At 58.9% G+C, this 16,496-nt stretch carries 10 protein-coding genes and 2 pseudogenes; 2 read left to right on the top strand and 10 right to left on the bottom strand.

Annotation, left to right across the window (positions count from 1 at the left end; all coding sequences use genetic code 11):
* Positions 1–382: 382 nt before the first annotated feature.
* Positions 383–567 (top strand): annotated as a pseudogene (locus AC1DPR_RS19645) (IS3 family transposase); the annotation flags it as partial.
* An 11-nt stretch (positions 568–578) separates the two neighbouring features.
* On the opposite strand, the gene AC1DPR_RS19640 reads toward AC1DPR_RS19645, so the two are convergent.
* Positions 579–1,841 carry a glycosyltransferase family 87 protein gene (locus AC1DPR_RS19640; RefSeq protein WP_477816953.1) on the bottom strand — a complete coding sequence of 421 codons (1,263 nt, stop codon included), beginning with the start codon at positions 1,839–1,841 and terminating at the stop codon, positions 579–581.
* A 558-nt stretch (positions 1,842–2,399) separates the two neighbouring features.
* On the opposite strand from AC1DPR_RS19640, the pseudogene AC1DPR_RS19635 reads away from it, so the two are divergent.
* Positions 2,400–2,898 (top strand): annotated as a pseudogene (locus AC1DPR_RS19635) (Mu transposase domain-containing protein); the annotation flags it as partial.
* Positions 2,899–3,294: 396 nt separating this feature from the next.
* On the opposite strand, the gene AC1DPR_RS19630 reads toward AC1DPR_RS19635, so the two are convergent.
* From AC1DPR_RS19630 to AC1DPR_RS19590, 9 genes are all read right to left on the bottom strand, one after another.
* On the bottom strand, positions 3,295–3,765 hold the full coding sequence (locus AC1DPR_RS19630; RefSeq protein ID WP_018856664.1) for a cyclic nucleotide-binding domain-containing protein: 471 nt from the start codon (positions 3,763–3,765) through the stop codon (positions 3,295–3,297).
* A gap of 93 nt (positions 3,766–3,858) precedes the next feature.
* Positions 3,859–6,573 (bottom strand): ABC transporter transmembrane domain-containing protein, encoded by a 2,715-nt coding sequence (locus AC1DPR_RS19625; protein WP_477816952.1) that lies wholly within the window; start codon positions 6,571–6,573, stop codon positions 3,859–3,861.
* 195 nt (positions 6,574–6,768) lie between these two features.
* Positions 6,769–7,917 carry a glycosyltransferase family protein gene (locus AC1DPR_RS19620; protein WP_477816951.1) on the bottom strand — a complete coding sequence of 383 codons (1,149 nt, stop codon included), beginning with the start codon at positions 7,915–7,917 and terminating at the stop codon, positions 6,769–6,771.
* The gene (locus tag AC1DPR_RS19615; RefSeq protein WP_477816950.1) at positions 7,899–9,146 is read right to left on the bottom strand and encodes a glycosyltransferase; all 1,248 of its coding nucleotides are present in this window, start codon (positions 9,144–9,146) and stop codon (positions 7,899–7,901) included. The genes AC1DPR_RS19620 and AC1DPR_RS19615 overlap by 19 nt, the downstream gene beginning before the upstream one ends.
* An 11-nt stretch (positions 9,147–9,157) precedes the next feature.
* Positions 9,158–10,366, bottom strand: a complete 1,209-nt coding sequence (locus AC1DPR_RS19610) for a glycosyltransferase family protein (protein WP_018856660.1) — start codon at positions 10,364–10,366, stop codon at positions 9,158–9,160.
* A 90-nt stretch (positions 10,367–10,456) separates the two neighbouring features.
* A complete protein-coding gene (locus AC1DPR_RS19605) occupies positions 10,457–11,629 on the bottom strand; it encodes an ABC transporter permease (RefSeq protein WP_112665135.1) in 1,173 nt (390 codons plus the stop codon).
* The gene (locus AC1DPR_RS19600; protein WP_018856658.1) at positions 11,630–12,628 is read right to left on the bottom strand and encodes an ABC transporter permease; all 999 of its coding nucleotides are present in this window, start codon (positions 12,626–12,628) and stop codon (positions 11,630–11,632) included. It lies immediately after the preceding gene.
* A 3-nt stretch (positions 12,629–12,631) separates the two neighbouring features.
* On the bottom strand, positions 12,632–14,542 hold the full coding sequence (locus tag AC1DPR_RS19595; protein ID WP_477816949.1) for an ABC transporter substrate-binding protein: 1,911 nt from the start codon (positions 14,540–14,542) through the stop codon (positions 12,632–12,634).
* Positions 14,536–16,428 carry an ABC transporter ATP-binding protein gene (locus AC1DPR_RS19590; protein WP_018856656.1) on the bottom strand — a complete coding sequence of 631 codons (1,893 nt, stop codon included), beginning with the start codon at positions 16,426–16,428 and terminating at the stop codon, positions 14,536–14,538. The genes AC1DPR_RS19595 and AC1DPR_RS19590 overlap by 7 nt, the downstream gene beginning before the upstream one ends.
* Positions 16,429–16,496: the final 68 nt, after the last annotated feature.

Genomic DNA, 16,496 nt, shown 5'->3' with positions numbered 1-16,496 from the left:
GTGACGCCTTCCTCCCTGAAATTGATGCAAGAAGGCTTTCATGGGCAAAGCCAATTTCAGCGGCGATTTCAAAACGCCTTGCGTCAGATCACCGAGCGGCAGTATCCGTCGCAACGGTTATGGTAGCGCGCTGTCAGTCAGCATTCGCTACGTGAATAGAAGAAGTTTACACGTCAAATGCCTTGGGCAACGACGAGGCCGAAACATTTAGAAGGCTTCGGAAAGAGTTTGCCCGCGCCAGCAGCATCGATGGCAGTTCTCGGCGTGGACGATGTCCTATTGCCTTCGCATCCATCCAGGCGCAGATCGGCTACTAGCGCAGCGGTCATAGCGTCTACGGCGGCGGGCCTTCCGTCACTTTATTTTCGCCGCCGCATCGGAGGCCGAGCGCATCTGTCGGAACATGAGGCTCTGCAATCTGCTTTTGAAGCGTTAACCGGGGCGATCGACGATCGCCTTCACAACGGCCAAGTTGCCATTGTCCGTTGGAATACCAGATGGCGCTCCGAACGCTCCGCGATCCGCTGTGACAACAATGAAAAGGCCCGGGTTGCCTCCGCTGTCGACTGGCACGCAACTCACTGATCTGCCTTCCGGAACTCAAAGCGAATTGCACCGAGAAGCATTTGGCGACCGAACAAGATGGTCAGCACTGTTATCAGCAATGTGCGGAAGTGGGATGCTTCAGGAAAAGGGAACATCCGCATGACTAATTGTTGGGGGAAGCAAAACATCGCAATAGAAAATAGAAAGAAGATGAGATGGTACGGATGCGAACGTTCGCTGGGCCAGAAGAGGGCGAAGGCTGGAGCGATCAGGATTGTGTCGACCGGTCGTGAGAACACCATCATCTGCACGAGCAAAATCGTACTCAACGCGATTGGCGAGAACGGAGGCACTTTGCTGCGGAAACGCAGATAGCAAAGCGCTAGCGCTCCAATTGCGGTCGCCAGCGGCAACGGAATTGCTATTCCGTACAATGCCAAAAGACTGGGCAGCCCCATGATTGTCTCGCCACCCAGTGCGTTCATTGGATACTGTTGATAGGTCGCAAGAGCGCTCCGCCATCCGTTAATCGCAGGCACGATCCCCATTTCCACAAACACATACGAACTCATGAGAGCAGCGACGACGGCAGCAACAATTAGTACCCTGAAGCGTCCGTGAAGCAGGACCCAAAGGAAAAGCAGCGACGCCATCTGCGGCTTAACCGAAATGATCGCGAGCAATACCCCCGCTGCAACAGTATTGCCAAGATGAATTTGGCGAAATGCAATCCATACAAGCAACGCAATCAGAAGCGAGATTTGCCCCAACCAGACCGCGCCCCAGACGCCAGAGCTTCCGAGCACTATGAGGAGTGCCCATAGATGGCTCAACGGCACATCGTCCACCTCTGTTGCTCGAACTTTACGCTCGGTTTCTACAACCACAAATGCCATTGCAAACGAGATGACGATACTTGCCGAGAAGAACAGATGTGAAGATAGAGAAATCGAGGGAAAGGCTATTCCCACTGCAAAGGGCGCGAAGTGCGGTGGGTAGGGAAGACCCGCCAACGCTTGGATGCCAGTAAGCTTCTGTAGGATAGGACCGAAGCAGCCCACATCGTACATGTTGCTGCCGTTTTGAAAGCAAACTCCCCCGGCGTAATACCAGTAGAAGTCTGTCATCCACGATTCCCCTTTGCCAAATCCGAAGATTACAACGGCCACGAAGGAGAAGATGCCGCCAAGCGCAGCAAAAGGAGCAAATGCATTTGCAACACGAAAAGGCGTGCTCTTAGCTAGTGGAAACACCTGGATTCTTTGCATCACTTGCCCTGGTTTTGCTTGGCGCATTTCAAGAACTCGAGAGCATCCATCGCTTTTTATCGGGGAGCCCTAATTGCTCTGTTTGTTTAAATGATATTTCAACTATCTCCGACACCCTCTTCTGGCCATGCCTCTAATACTTTGTGGCACATCTGGAAGGGAAAGCGATGGCGTTATACCTTCGATACTTGCGCTGCTGCCCGGTTCAATTTGATGTGCATGTTGGCCGTTTCCTGTACGTCGCGATCCAGAACCAGGCTGGGACATAGGTCGATGAGACGCACCTGGCTATGGAGGTCTTCTGGGGACTTCAGGATAACCGCTGGCAAGCAGGACGTTCATCATGCCCTCGCCCAATGCGGGCAGAGCCCCTGTTCTCAAGTTCTTCTCCTGCGAAAAGTCAATCCGACATTCGGCCGGAAGGAGCCGGCCGGATTTCGGCCTGCGCGAGGGGAGGAGCGGGATGACAGCCGTACGGCCGCCGGTGAATCGCCGACCAATTTAAAGTGAATGTCCGTCCAATTTAAACTCACGATGCGTCGATTCTAGAATACGGGCGGATCCACGTGCCGCGAAATACCCAAGGAAAAGAACGCGATCGCTGGCCGCGACTTCGAGAGCTAGTCGCATTTGAAGCAAATCCGGATCGATGAACGCGCGAGGTTGCTGATCAGCAAGAACATGGAACTGCAGGCGACAAACCTGACCGTCTTGCTAAAGGGTTAAGCGCTAAGCCCGCTCGCGGAACGGCCACCCCTGGCACAATTGCTGGATCTGGTTCGCAAAGTTCAGTCAGACTGTTCGATCGACCCGATACGAATGGCACTTCCGCTCCCTCGCGCCTGATCGGTGAAGGTGTACAGGTTGTGGTGCTGGCTGGCCGCGTTGTCATAAGGCATGCCGGCCACGTGGTCGCCAATTATGCCGTTGCGCGCGGCGACGACAAAGGTGTTGTAACCGGGCGCATCTTGTCGGTGTGACCGGAGCCGACGGACTGGTGCGAGCTGCCTCACCCCCTCGACGTCCCGGCCCCCCCATATTGCGTCCGCTAGCGAATACGAAGCGCTTGTTGGGAGGATGTTAATGGCATGCGCTGACCACGATGTGCTAATCGCGACTCTCGATCGGTCGAGCTGACAACGATCTGCGACCAGCTCGACACGTTGCGGGACGAGACTGCTCGCTCAAAGATGTATATGCGCGAGGCGCGGGCGTTCTCGTGTCGTGCGAAACGCTGTGATGAGCGGCGCGTCGAGCTTTCGCCCATAAGCTGACGCAAGCGCGTCGACAATTCCGCCGGCGGGCTCATCAGGTTGCCCGCGTGACAACAGGATCGCTCGCAACTCGTTGACGAGGTGTCGGCTCTGCGACGAGCCCGCGAACACTTGGAGGCCCGCAGAATGCGCAAACTACCAGGGGCTGCGGATATGACCCGGATTGAACAGGATCTGCTGCAAAGTCGCGAAAAACAGCAGAAGCGTTACATCGCGGCTACTTGCGGCTGCTTCGCCGCGCGCGCTGCGGTCAATTCCGCTGTTGTATGGTTCAGACGGTCTGCCAACACGCGCATGATCTCGACGGCCATTTCGGGGAAATCACTCAGTAATTTAAGAAAGTGTTCCTTGCTGATGCGCAGCACTTCCAGGGGCGAGGTGGCGCGAATCGTCGCGGTACGCGATACGTCGCACAATATGGCGATTTCACCGACGATGGAGTTGGGTTCCACATCGGCGACCTTGATGTCGCCTGCAGGTGAGTGGACAAGAATGTCGGCCGTTCCGGACAGGACGACATAGGCTGCATCCCCCGGATCCCCCTGATGGAAGAGGTCCTGCCCGACGTTGTATGTCATGCGATCGGAAGTGAAGGCCAACAATTTGAGTTTTGCAGGTGCAATTCGCGAGAAAATCGGCACCCGCCGCAGCATTTCGACTTCGTCTCTCAGCAACATATACGTACTACCCCCGTCACGCTTTCCGGTGCGCGACGCTTGACCGTGGCACCTCGCAAGGGGGCACCATCTTTATTGTCCCTCTTTAGGATATTACGATAACAGTTCCTTGAACATACCGTTTTGTTCGGAAAGCTCCGGAAAGTTGCCTGCCTCGGCCAGCGCACCGCGGTCAAACAGCAGGATTCGATCAAACAATTCCGCAAGTTTTGCGTTCGAAAGCACCCAGATGATGGCCGGCTGTTCGCCTTCCTTGTGCAATCCCTCGACCACATTTCGGGTAATCTGATCCTGAACACGCTGGTCGAGCGCGGATAACGGCCGGTTGAAGACAAAATAGTCAGACCGTTTGAGAAGCGCACGGGCAAGGTTCAGCTTCTGCCGTTGCGCCATCGTCAGGCGCTTGCCGCCAGAACCGACATCAAACTCAAGCCCTATCGACAAGACGTCGTCGAAGAGTTCGAGAGAGTCGAAGAGTTCGCCCATGATGGCCCGGATGCGATCGGACGCGTCCGCCTGCTGATAGGCGATGCGCCCGAACAGGACGTTGTCCATCAGGCTTGCCGAGGAGATGAAGCCCTCCGGATCATACCGCTCGATGACGGCGGAAAGATCATCCGGAATATTCTCATGGAACTGTTTGCGGGCGCTGACGATCTTGGCCATCAGCGCGTCGGTCAGAAGACCGAAACGGTGCCGCGGCTCGATATAGGCAAAGCTGAGACGGATGATTGCAGAGCGCTCTTCGGGCGTTGCATCATCAAACCGTCGGCTCTGCAATTTCTGCAGCAGCGCCTGATAGGTCGGGATATCGTCCGCCGTCATGAAGGTCAGCTGCTGGAAGAACGGGTGATCCGGCGGCAGATCATGGAAGAGTTCAACGGCATTCTCCGCGATCTCCAGACCCATCCCGTAGAGATCGTCGCTGAGGCCGGTGTCGCGGAAGAGCGCCTGGAAATAGGGGTGGGCCGCCAGCCGGCGATTGTTCATCATCGGCCGCTTCATCGAGCCGAAGAGCAAATTCTCGCCGACAGTGGCTTGCGGATTGAACGCATCGAAATCGAACGGCACGACGATATTGCCGAGCTCCGACTCCTGCATGCGCTTGCGAAGTGCGGTACGCAGATCGACGATATGTCCGGCAAGCGTCACATGCACGCTCGTGTTGACGGTCGATCGAAGCGCCAGGTCGAGAATGTCCTGTGAAATGAGGACCGCATCGAGCACAGGACGGATCGCCGTCAGGATATCCTCCGGGCCGGTTGCGCCGGCAGCCTGATAGTCCACCCAGTCGCTGTTGATATCCATTGTCGGGTTGCCGGCCTTGACGGCCTCCTCGGCATGCCACTTGGCTTCAAGAGCCTCCTTGCCGTCGTACTGCGGGTCGCGCATCGGGGCATGCTTCAAGCCGTAAAGAAGATTGTCCCTGAGCGTCCCGTGGAAGAAGTAGGCGTCGGCAGAGGCGTAGGACATGCGCCTGCCGGTAATGGATTCAGGCAGATCGAGAAGGTCATGGCCATCGATCGTCACGCGGCCGGAATCCGGCCACACAAGCCGACCGAGGGCTTCCGCGAAGGCTTCGGCACCACTCGAGTTCGGGCCGACGACCGCGACCGTTTCGTTGGGCTTGATTTCGACCGAGACGTGGTCGACCAGCCGCGCGCCGCTGTCGTCACTCACAGTGAGATTTGTGACCACGAGCGGAGCCGTCAGGGCGCCGATCGTTTCTGACGAGATATCCTGTATCTTGCCGTCGATCAGCGGCTCGACGTTGAACTGCTCGTAGACCTGTTGATATTTGACCTGCACATCCTGGCGCATCTGATCCCAGTCGATCAGTTCCTTGAGCGGACCCGGCAGATCCTTGTAGGCGCTGATGACCGCAACGAGCTGACCGATGTCCAGTCGGCCCTGAAGCGCGAGATAGCCGCCGATGGCGTAAAACAGGAATGGAGTGACCTGGGCCAGGAAGTTGTTCAGGAACTTGACCAGGAACTTCCACTGGTAGAGGTCATAACGGATCGAGAAGATCAGCCCGAGCCTGGTGGCGATGTCGGCACGCTCGAAATTCGAAGTGTCGTTGCCGTGAATCGTGCCGATGCCATCGACGATTTCGCCAACGCGTCCGGACAGCTCGCGGGCTGTCAGCTGACGCTGGCGGCCAAGCTCGAGCAGGCGCTTTCTCATGCGCGGGATCACCACCGCCTGCACGCCGACGATCCCCGCGGCAATCATCCCGAGCCAGAAATTCTGYACGATGATGAAGGCGAGCGCCGTCAGCGCCTGACCGCCGAGCAAGGCAGGCGAAACGAAGGCATCCCCGGTGAAGCCGCCCATCGGTTCGACTTCATCCTTGATCATCGTTGCGATCTCGGCGGACTTGACGCGCTTGAAATGCGACGGCGGGAAGCGGAGTACCCGGTCGATCAACTCGAACCGAATGCGGCGCAGCATGCGCTCGCCAAGCCGTCCCTTGTAGGTGTTGATGTAGAATTTGAAGAGACCGTTCAGCACGACTAGCGCGAGGAAGACGAGGCTGAGCCCCATCAGCATTTGCAGGCGATCAAGCTGGAGGCCCTTGAAGAACTCTACCTCGCCGATGAACGGAAAGGTGTAGGACAACCGCATGAACGTCTGCGTTGCGCCTTCGCCCTCGAAGCCCGAGCCCTGAATCGGTCCGTTGACGATCTGCTTCGGCAGGTCGAAGGACAGAAAGTAGGGGATCATCGAGACTGCAACGACTGTCAAAATCCAGAGCTGCTGCAGCCGCGTGTTCGACCAGATGTAACGCGCGAGGCTTTTTTCCATTGCTAACCGTCAGTTGCCTGGGAAATCTGGGGGCAATGAACCTGCGGCGAAGCGAAAGGGAATGCCGAAAACAGGATCATGCAACCGGACCGCCGGATCTCATAACGAAAACAAGGCGCATCGGATTTCCATCGTCATGCCGATTCTCGCCGGGACGTTGTTTATATCACATCATTTTTGCAAAGTGCGAGGCTTTCACCCAATCATGGACCGAATGATTGATGCCGTTTTGCCGGCCCCCCCGAGATCGAGAAATGCCGAGGCTGCCCGCGGTTTTGCGAGCGCCGCGCTGACCGCATTGGCAACGATTTCGGACGTCAGACCGGCCTCCGGCAGGATCTCGGCGAGCCCGAGTGTCCTCAACCGTTCCGCGCGGACCGTTTGTTCCGTCTCTCCACCGGCAACGAAGGGAATGAGGATCATCCGGCAGTCGGTCTGAAGCAGATCGCCAACGGTGTTATAGCCCGCCTGCGAGATGGAAACCCGCGCGCCGCGAAGCAGCGATGGGAAATCCTTGCGAAACCGGGTCAGCGTAACGTTCGAGGGCGTTGCCTTCGAAAGGCTGGCGAAGTCCGCCTCGGGAAGGTTCGGCCCGCTGATCAGGAGCCACCGCAGGTTCGCCGGCAACATCGCGGCCGCGCCATTGGCCGCGCGAAGCAGGTCGAGGCCGACCGCTCCGCCACCAGCGGATGCAACAATGTCGAAGGTCTCTTCAGGATCAGCCGCCCGCGGGGCCGCCACCAAGCCGGTATAGAGGAGCTTGGAGGCAATCTCCGCCGTCAGGGGAAAGGTATCTTCCAGGCGAACGAAGCTCGGATCCCCGTGCACCAGGACGCCGTCGAAATGGTCTCTGACCAGCGCCACGGTCTCCTCGTCGCGCCCGGGCTTCCGGTTCTGCTGCAGGATATCGCGCACAGAGCTGAAAAGCTTCGGCCGTGGATGGGCTCCCTCGATTGCATCAAGAAGCGGGAGCAGCTCGAACCGCATCTGCCGGCGGCCAAAAGGAAACGCTTCGATGATGACGACGTCGGGCGCTGTATCATGGAAGGCTTCGAGCAGCAGATCCCGACGTTTGCGCAGGAACGCCTCGTCGGCGGCAACACCATTGCTGTCCGCAAGTCCGGAAAAACCGGCATTGCTTGCCACCACCGCTGGAAGAGCCACCGTCCTGATGCCGACTCCCGGAAACCCCGGGACCGGCAGCCCACCGGTCACGACAGTGACGTCGAACCCGTCGCTGACAAGCGCGCTCGCGATGCGGCTTGCCCGGGCAATATGCCCGATGCCAAGCAAATGCTGGACATAGAAAAAGACCCGGGGCGCGTTCATGAGGCTTTCTGCCATTCCTGTTCAAACAGATGGCCGAGCTCGGTGATGCTCACCTCGTGGTCAAAATGCTCGCGCACGCGTCTTTCGGCTGCATCTCCCAGCCGCGACCGCAAGGCAGGATCGCGGATCAGTGCCTCGAGTGCCGCTGCAAACGCCGCAGGATCCTCGGGTGGCACCAGCCTGCCGTTTTCACCGTCGACAAGAAGCTCCGGCACACCGGATACCGACGTCGAGACGCAGGGCAGGCGCTGGCTCGATGCCTCCACCAATACATTCGGCAGGCCGTCGCGATCGCCATTGGATGCAATCCGGCAGGCAAGCGCGAAAACATCGGCCTGGCGGTAGTGATCGAGCACGTCCTCCTGTGCGAGTGCGCCCTTCCAGCTGATCCGATCCGTCAGATTGAAATCCGCAGCAAGTGCCTTCAGCTTCGGCAGCTTGTCGCCGCCGCCGATATGCTCGAAACGCCAGTTCAGGTCGCCGGGCAGCAGTGCGAGTGCCTTGAGCAGCGTCTCGTAGCCCTTCTTCTCGACGGCACGGCCGACGCTGAGAATGACGACAGGGTCCGCCTGGTTGCTGCCGTCGCGCTGCGATCGCTGGCCGCCGAAATGCCCGAAACGCGCCAAATCAAGGCCGTGATAGCTCAGATGCACGGCGTCCTTGCGGGGGGTCAAGGTGCGCATGTGCTCATAGCCGCTTCGCGTGCAGGTCACCGTCCAGCGGGCGCTGCCAAGCTTCTCATGCAACTCCCAGTCCGGCGATGTCCAGATGTCCTTGGCATGGGCCGAACAGGTCCAGGGCACACCAGTGAGGATGCTCGCATATTCGGTCACGGAGGCAGGGGTATGGATGAAATGTGCGTGCAGCCACTCGCCGCTATCCGGCCATTCGCGTGCGAGCACCATCGCCTGTCCAAGCCGCCGGAAGCGGTTGCGGGAAATGTCACGTGGGAGGTCCTTGAGGAAGCGCTGCCAGAGAGCCTTGATCCCGGGCCGCCGGAAGCTCGCAAACAGCCCCATCAGCACGCGGATCGGCTCTTCGTGAAGATACTCGGGCAAATAGACGACGCGTGCCCTGATCTCGTCATGCACCGGATGCCGCTTCTTGTCGGTTGGCCGGCGCATCGAGATCAAGGTCAGGTCAAACCCCGCCTTCTCCAGACCGAGCAGTTCCTGGGCGATAAATGTCTCCGAAAGGCGCGGGTAGCCTTTCAGCACAACGAGAATCTTACGACGCTTCGACAAGATCTTGTTCTTCACTCGGCCCCGACGACGGACAGATGCGGGCCCCGGCCATCCAGCCAATGTCCGACCGTCTGCGAAATGTGATCGAGGCCCTGCAACTGCAAGGTACAGCCGCTCTTCGACGGCGGTGCGCGTTCGGGAAGTCGTTTCAGGGCCTCGGACATCACCTTGGGATCTGCCGACTGGTCTGGCAGCAGCATGTCAATCAGGCCAAGCTCACTCGCTCGCCTGGCGCGCAGCAGCTGCTCTTCGCGTGGCTTCACCCGGGGAACAATGAGTGCAGGCTTGTCGAATGAAAGGATTTCGCAATAGGTGTTATAGCCACCCATGGCCACAACGCCGGTGGCCCCCACGATCAGCTCTTCCATATTATTGTCGAACTCGATCACCTCTATGTAGGGAATGCGGGACCCTTTTGCCACCAGCTTGGAGCGCTCGGCAGCCGGCATATAGGGGCCGAGCACGACAAGCGCCTTTTGCTGCAGGGAAGGGTCTTGCTCATAGGCGTTCATGACATCGTGAACGAGATCGGACCCATCGCCGCCACCGCCGGTCGTGACCAGAATGTAGTTGTCCGAGCGCGCATTGATCGAGGTCTTGCTCGTGGAGACACTGCGCTGCAGAAATCCGACGAAATCCATCTTTCTGCGCACACTTGCCGGCACGTCCAGGCCGATCAGCGGATCATAGAAATCAGGCGGCCCATAGACCCAGATGGAATCGTAATACTGGTCGATCTTCTGCATGATGCCGTTCCGCTTCCATTCGGCATCAAGCAGGTGGGGGGCATCCATGATCTCGCGCAGGCCAAGCACCAGAACGGTGCCCTGCGCCTTCAGATAGGCCAGTGTCTCCTCGACTTCGCCCTTAAGCCCCATCGGTTCCTTGTCGACGATGAAAATGTCGGGCTGGAAGGTTTCGGCGGTGTGTCGAATACTCGACTCACGCATCTTCAGCGTTTCATGCAGATCGATATGGCTTGCCATCGACGTATATTCGCCGTTGCGAAGCTTGATGACACTCGGGATCTTCACGAAGTCGACGCGCGCCCGGTAGTCGAACGCGCCGGCAATCGTGGCTCCGGAGATGATCAGAATATTAAGCCCGCGATAGTCCTCGACCAGAGCATGCGCGATCGCGCGGCAGCGGCGCAAGTGGCCGAGCCCGAACGTGTCGTGGCTGTACATGAGGATACGGGCATCTTCCAGGCGCCGTGCCATGGGCAATCCTTCTGCGCTGTGGATCATACAAGCACCGCCGGTTTTTTGCTGGCCGTCAAAAGACAGAGCAGTGCTCCGCCGGGCTGGCCGCTATTTGTAGGGATCTGCCGCATCGCGCAAGCCGTCTCCCAGAAAGTTGAACGCCAAAATCACCAGAACGACAGGTATAATCGGAAAAAGCAACCATGGATAGAAGGCGATGACGCTTACGCTCTTTGCTTCTGTCAGTAGAATGCCCCAGCTGGTGATCGGCGGGCGCAGACCGAGGCCAAGGAAGCTGAGCGCCGTCTCGCCGAGGATCATGCCGGGAATCGAGATCGTGGCAGAGGCGATCAGGTGGGACATGAAGCCCGGAACAAGATGCCGGCCGATGATGCGCGGCGTGCTGGCCCCCATCAGCTGGGCAGCCTGGACATAATCTTCTTCACGCAGGGCCAAGAGCTTTGAGCGCACGGCGCGCGCAAGACCGGTCCAGTCGATGATGCCGAGGATGACCGTGATCCCGAAATAGATGACGATGGGGCTCCACGTGACAGGCATGATCGCAGCCAGCGCCATCCAGAGCGGAAGGCTTGGCAGCGACTGAAGAACTTCGATGACGCGCTGGACGATCAGATCGAAGACGCCGCCCCAATAGCCTGCCAATCCGCCGATGACGATCCCGAGGCAGAAGCTGATGGCGATACCGATCAGGCCGATTGTGAGCGAAATGCGGGCGCCATAGAGAATGCGCGACAGCACATCACGGCCGAGGCGGTCAGTGCCAAGCAGGAACATCTGCCCGCCGACTGCCGGACAAACCAGGTGAAGATCCGATTTGACCAGCCCCCAGAACTTGTAGGAATCGCCGCGGCAGAAGAAGCGGATCGGCTGCACCTCATCCGGCTTGTCGGAGTAAAGCCGATGGAGGGTGTCGAGATCGAGCGACATGGAGCGCCCGTAAACGAAGGGGCCGACGAATTTGCCATCGTGGAAGAAGTGCACGCGCTGGGGCGGGGAATGGATGAAGTCCACATTCTTGGTATGCAGCCCATAGGGCGCAATGAACTCGACGACGATAATCATGGAGTAGAGCGCAAGCAGAAAAATGCCGGAGGCAAGTGCCAGCCGGTGCTGCTTGAACTTCCACCACATCAACTGCTTCTGCGAGGCAAGGTGGATGCGCGATTGCGCAGCCGTCATCCCCTCGGTCGCCATGGGATCGAAGGGTGCGGTCGAAACATAATGCGGCATCGGCGCGCCGGGCGGTGGCAAGGGCGACATCTATTTGGTGCTCCTGCCTTGCAGGCGGATACGCGGATCGAGAAAGCCAAGTGCGATATCGGAGACGAGCACCCCGATGACGTTGAGGAAGGCGAGGAACATCAGGAACGAACCCGCAAGATACATGTCCTGGCTCTGCAGGGCCTTGATGAGCATGGGGCCTGTCGTCTCGAGCGACAGCACGATGGCGACGATTTCCGCCCCTGAGATGATCGAAGGCAGGATCGATCCGATATCGGCGACGAAGAAGTTGAGAGCCATGCGCAGCGGATACTTCACGAGCGCGCGAAGCGGGTGAAGCCCCTTGGCACGGGCGGTGACGACGTATTGCTTCTGCATCTCGTCGAGCAGATTGGCGCGAAGCCGCCGGATCATGCCGGCCGTCCCCGCAGTGCCGACGATAATGACCGGGATCCACAGATGCGAGAGAATGGACCGCGCCTTTTCCCAGCTCATCGGTTCGTTCAGGAACCTTTGGTCCATCAAGTGCCCGATCGAGACGCCGAACCAGATGTTGGCGAAGTACATCAGGATCAGGGCCAGCATGAAGTTCGGGATGGCGATGCCGAGCAGACCGAGAAAGGTCAGCCCGTAGTCGCCCCAACTATACTGATGGGTCGCCGAATAGATCCCGATGGGAAAGGCGATCAACCACGTCAGCAGGATCGTGGTAAAGGAAACGAGCATCGTCAGCCAGAGGCGATCACCGACGACTTCCGAGACCGGCAGCTGGTATTCGAACGAATAGCCGAAGTCCCCGTGCAGCATGCCGCCGACCCAGAAGAAGTAGCGGACGATCTCGGGCCTGTCGAAACCGTATTGTATCCTGAGTTCTTCGATTTCCTGCAGGTTGGCACTCTCGCCCTGCGCCCGCAGTTCGGCGATCTGGCTTTCGAAAAAGTCGCCCGGCGGAAGTTCGATGATGGTGAAGACCAGCGCCGAGATGATGAACAGTGTCGGCACCATCGCAGCAATGCGCCAGAGGATGTATTTCAGCATCCCTCAAGCCTCCTTGAACCAGAAGGCATCCGGCATGTAGAGGCCGAGATAGGATGTCGGGTCAAAACCATAGAGGCCCTCATCCGGCACGTTCTGCAATTTGGCGGATCGGACGATCGGCTGCAGCGTGCTGTTGATGAGGCCGATCGAGAAGACCTGCTGTGTATAGAGCGCCAGCATCTGATGCCAGATCACCTCTCGCTCCTCGAATCTCGTAGTATCACCCCACTGTTTGAGAAGCGCGACGAGCTGCTGTACTTCCTCGAGGTCCGGGGCGCTGCCTTCCTGCCCGGCCGACAGGTGATACATCCCCCAAAGCGGCCATTGCAGTTGATCGTCGACGGTTGGCGCAAGCTGCCCCGGAGGCATGTCCGCGGTCGCAACCCCATTCTCGATGCCGTACCAGATCGACATCATGATCGTGCCGCTCATGGCGCGGCTGCGGAAAACGTCGCGTTGTGAGGTGCGGGTATAAAGAGCAAGACCGACCTCAAACCAATGATCACGCACCAGTTCCAAAACGTCGGTGTCGAGGTTGCTTTCGCCAGCGGTCTCCACGGTGATTTCGGCACGGCGACCATCCGGCAACAGCCGAATGCCATCGGCGCCACGGTTCGCCAGCCCGAGCTCGTCCAGGAGCTTGTTTGCCTGATCGGGATCATGAGCAATGAAGGCTTCCGCATATTCGGGTCTGAAGAGGGGGCTATCGGGCAAAACGGTATCAGCGCTTGCCTTGCCGAGACCATAGAAGGCAACCATGTTGATCTCATGCCGATCGATCGACATCGACAGCGCCCGGCGGAAGCGCGTATCCCGGAACAGCTTGCGCCAGACCTCGTCGGCGCAGTTGAGGTTCGGCAGGAGCGCCACGCGCGATCCGCGCACCTGCTTCCACAGGTTGACCTTCACGGGGAACCGCTTTTCGGCATCCTTGAGGAATGTGTAATCGTTGAAGTCGACGCCAGTGGCCTGCAGGTCGGATTCACCGGCGCCCGCCTTGGCGGCGATGATCGAGGATGAACTGACGTTGAGGACGAACTTGTCGATGTAGGGAAGTTGTACCCCGTTCTCGTCGATGCGATGGAAAAACGGGTTTCGCACGAACACGAATTGGTCGGCCGGCAGAGGCGTCGTGTTGCGCCAGGGATCAAGCGTCGGCAGTTCCGGATTTTCAGGACGCGAGGAACGCGACATCTTGATGTGCAGATCCGCCCACTTCTTGACGCGGTTTTCCTTCATCAGCGCCGAAATACGGAAATCGTCCTGGTATTTCTTGTGAAACTGCTTGAGATAGTGCCCCGGCCCGAAGATCACGAGCGGCAGCGGACCGGCAAGCGCCGGCAGGAACATCGGATTGGGTCGCTCCCAGGTGTAGCGAACTGTCAAAGCGTCGAGCACTTCGAATTTCGGCAATGTGCCATGGGGTCGCAACTCGAGCGCGCCACCACCAGGTGTCAGGTCCTTGTTGAGGATCACGTCCTCCCACCAGTAGCGGAAATCGTCCACCGTAAAGGGTGCGCCGTCGGACCAGCGGTGACCTTCGCGCAGATAGAAGGTGAAGACCGTGTCATCCTTGGATTCGAAACCCAGGAGAATATCCGGCTGGAACATCAGATGCTTGTCGTAACCGACCAGGCGCGAATAGCCATAGACGGTCATGTAGCGGATATCCTTCTGGCTGCCGATGATCGTGCGCACCGTGCCGCCATAGACGCCCGGATGGCGCCCCGTATCCTTCATCTTGACGATCCGCGGATGCGTCGGCAGGCGATCCACCATGGGAGGAATGCGCCCTGCGCGCAGCCAATCCCTGAGGAACTCGGGTTCGATATCGCGATCCGCCGCCGCCTTGACAGCCGAGGGCAGCACTGCCGAACCGATAAGACCACCGAGAAACGTACGCCGCGTTACCATGAGCGAAGCTCCTTTGCGTCTGCACCCTTGCGGGCACGCACAAGATGGCCGTTGCCGAGATCAGCGTAGGCGAGCTCGGACGCATCATCATGCTCCGCCGTAAAGGTAATGCCCCAGTTCTGCTTGTCTGCGGCGCCATTTCTTCGCAGCGCCTCGAAATCGAGCGGACGGTTGAGGTCGGGGAAGGGGACCGCCGCCAGGAGCGACTTCGTATAGGGATGCACCGGATCGCGCAGAATGATCTCGCGCGGGGCAATCTCGACGATGCGCCCCTTGCACATCACCGCGATGCGGTCGGCCATGTAGTCGACGACCGCCAGATTGTGCGAAATGAAGAGATATGTCAGCCCGAGATCCTTCTGCAGGTCTTTCAAAAGGTTCAGGATCTGTGCCTGGACGGAAACGTCGAGGGCCGACACTGGCTCGTCGAGAATGATGAGCTTTGGCCCGAGTGCCAGCGCGCGCGCAATGCCGATGCGCTGGCGCTGCCCGCCGGAAAAACTGTGCGGGTAACGGTTCAGATAGCGCCGGTCGAGGCCGATCGCACCCATCAGGGCCTCTACCCTCTGCTTTCGCTCGGCGCTATCCCCGCGGTCATGGATCTCCAGCGGCTCGCTGAGGATATTGCGCACGGTCATGCGCGGCGACAGGGACGAGACCGGATCCTGGAACACCATCTGTATCTTGGTGCGCAATTCCTGCAGATCGTCGCCGGAAACAGACAGGACATCGATCACGTCCTTGCCGTCATTGAAGACCACCGAGCCACCGTCCGGCCTCACGGCCCGCATCAGGATCTTGCTGACCGTCGTCTTGCCGCAGCCGGATTCGCCGACGAGCCCCAGGCATTCCCCTCGGCGGATGTCAAAGCTGACATCGTCGACAGCATGAACGAGGGCGGCTTCGCGCGTTCCAAAAAGGCCGCGATTGCGGGTCTTGAAGGTCTTGGAGAGGTTATTGACGGAAAGCAGGATCTCCGGCCCTTCGGCCTTCACCTTCTTCTTGCCGATCAGGGACTCCAGGTTGACAGGCACGTCGCGCAGCGCCTTGAGACGTTCGCCGGGCTTCATGTCGAAATGCGGCACGGCAGCCATCAGACCCTTGAGGTAAGGATGCTGCGGATTGCGGAAGATCGACTCGACCGGTCCCGCCTCCATGATCTCGCCATGATAGATCACCACCACCTCGTCGGCCATGTTGGCAACGACGCCGAGATCATGCGTGATCAGCAGCATCGCCATTCCGAGCTTGTGCTGCAGGTCGCGCAGCAGCTCCAGGATCTGTGCCTGTATGGTCACGTCGAGCGCCGTCGTCGGCTCGTCGGCGATCAGGAGCGCCGGATTGCAGATCAGCGCCATTGCGATCATTGCGCGCTGGCGCATGCCGCCCGAGAGCTCGAAGGGGTACATGTCGAAGGTGCGCTTCGGATTGGCAAAGCCGACGAGACCCAGCATCTCCTCGGTCTTTTCGCGTGCTTCCTTCTTGTCGGCCTCCGTGTGGATGAGGAGCGCTTCGCTGATCTGGTTGCCGACGGTGTGGAGCGGCGACAGCGAGGTCATCGGCTCCTGAAAGATCGTCGCCATGCGGCGGCCACGCAGGTCACGCATCTCCTCGCTGTCGCGGGAATAGCGCAGAATGTCTGTCGTCTTGCCATCCAGCGGGTCGGTAAAGAGGATCTGCCCCTCGGCCGTTGCGGGATTTGGCAGGATGCCCATGATACTCTGGCTGATGACCGATTTGCCTGAGCCGGATTCTCCGACGAGCGCAGTGACCTTGCCCGGCAAAATACGGATATTCGCGTTTTTTACGACGCGCAGGCGATCGCCGAAAACCGAGAAAGAAACGTCGAGGTTCTCGATGCGCAACAGATCCGAGGCGGACGCCATACCAATGAAATTCCCCAGTTTTTCCATGTTCCCGTTAAGGCACACTACCGTACCGCAATCGGGGTGTC

The organism is Rhizobium sp. 01T417 (genome assembly GCF_056398905.1).
The sequence above is the reverse complement of the archived record's forward strand: the minus strand, read 5'-3'. Positions and strand labels throughout refer to the sequence as shown.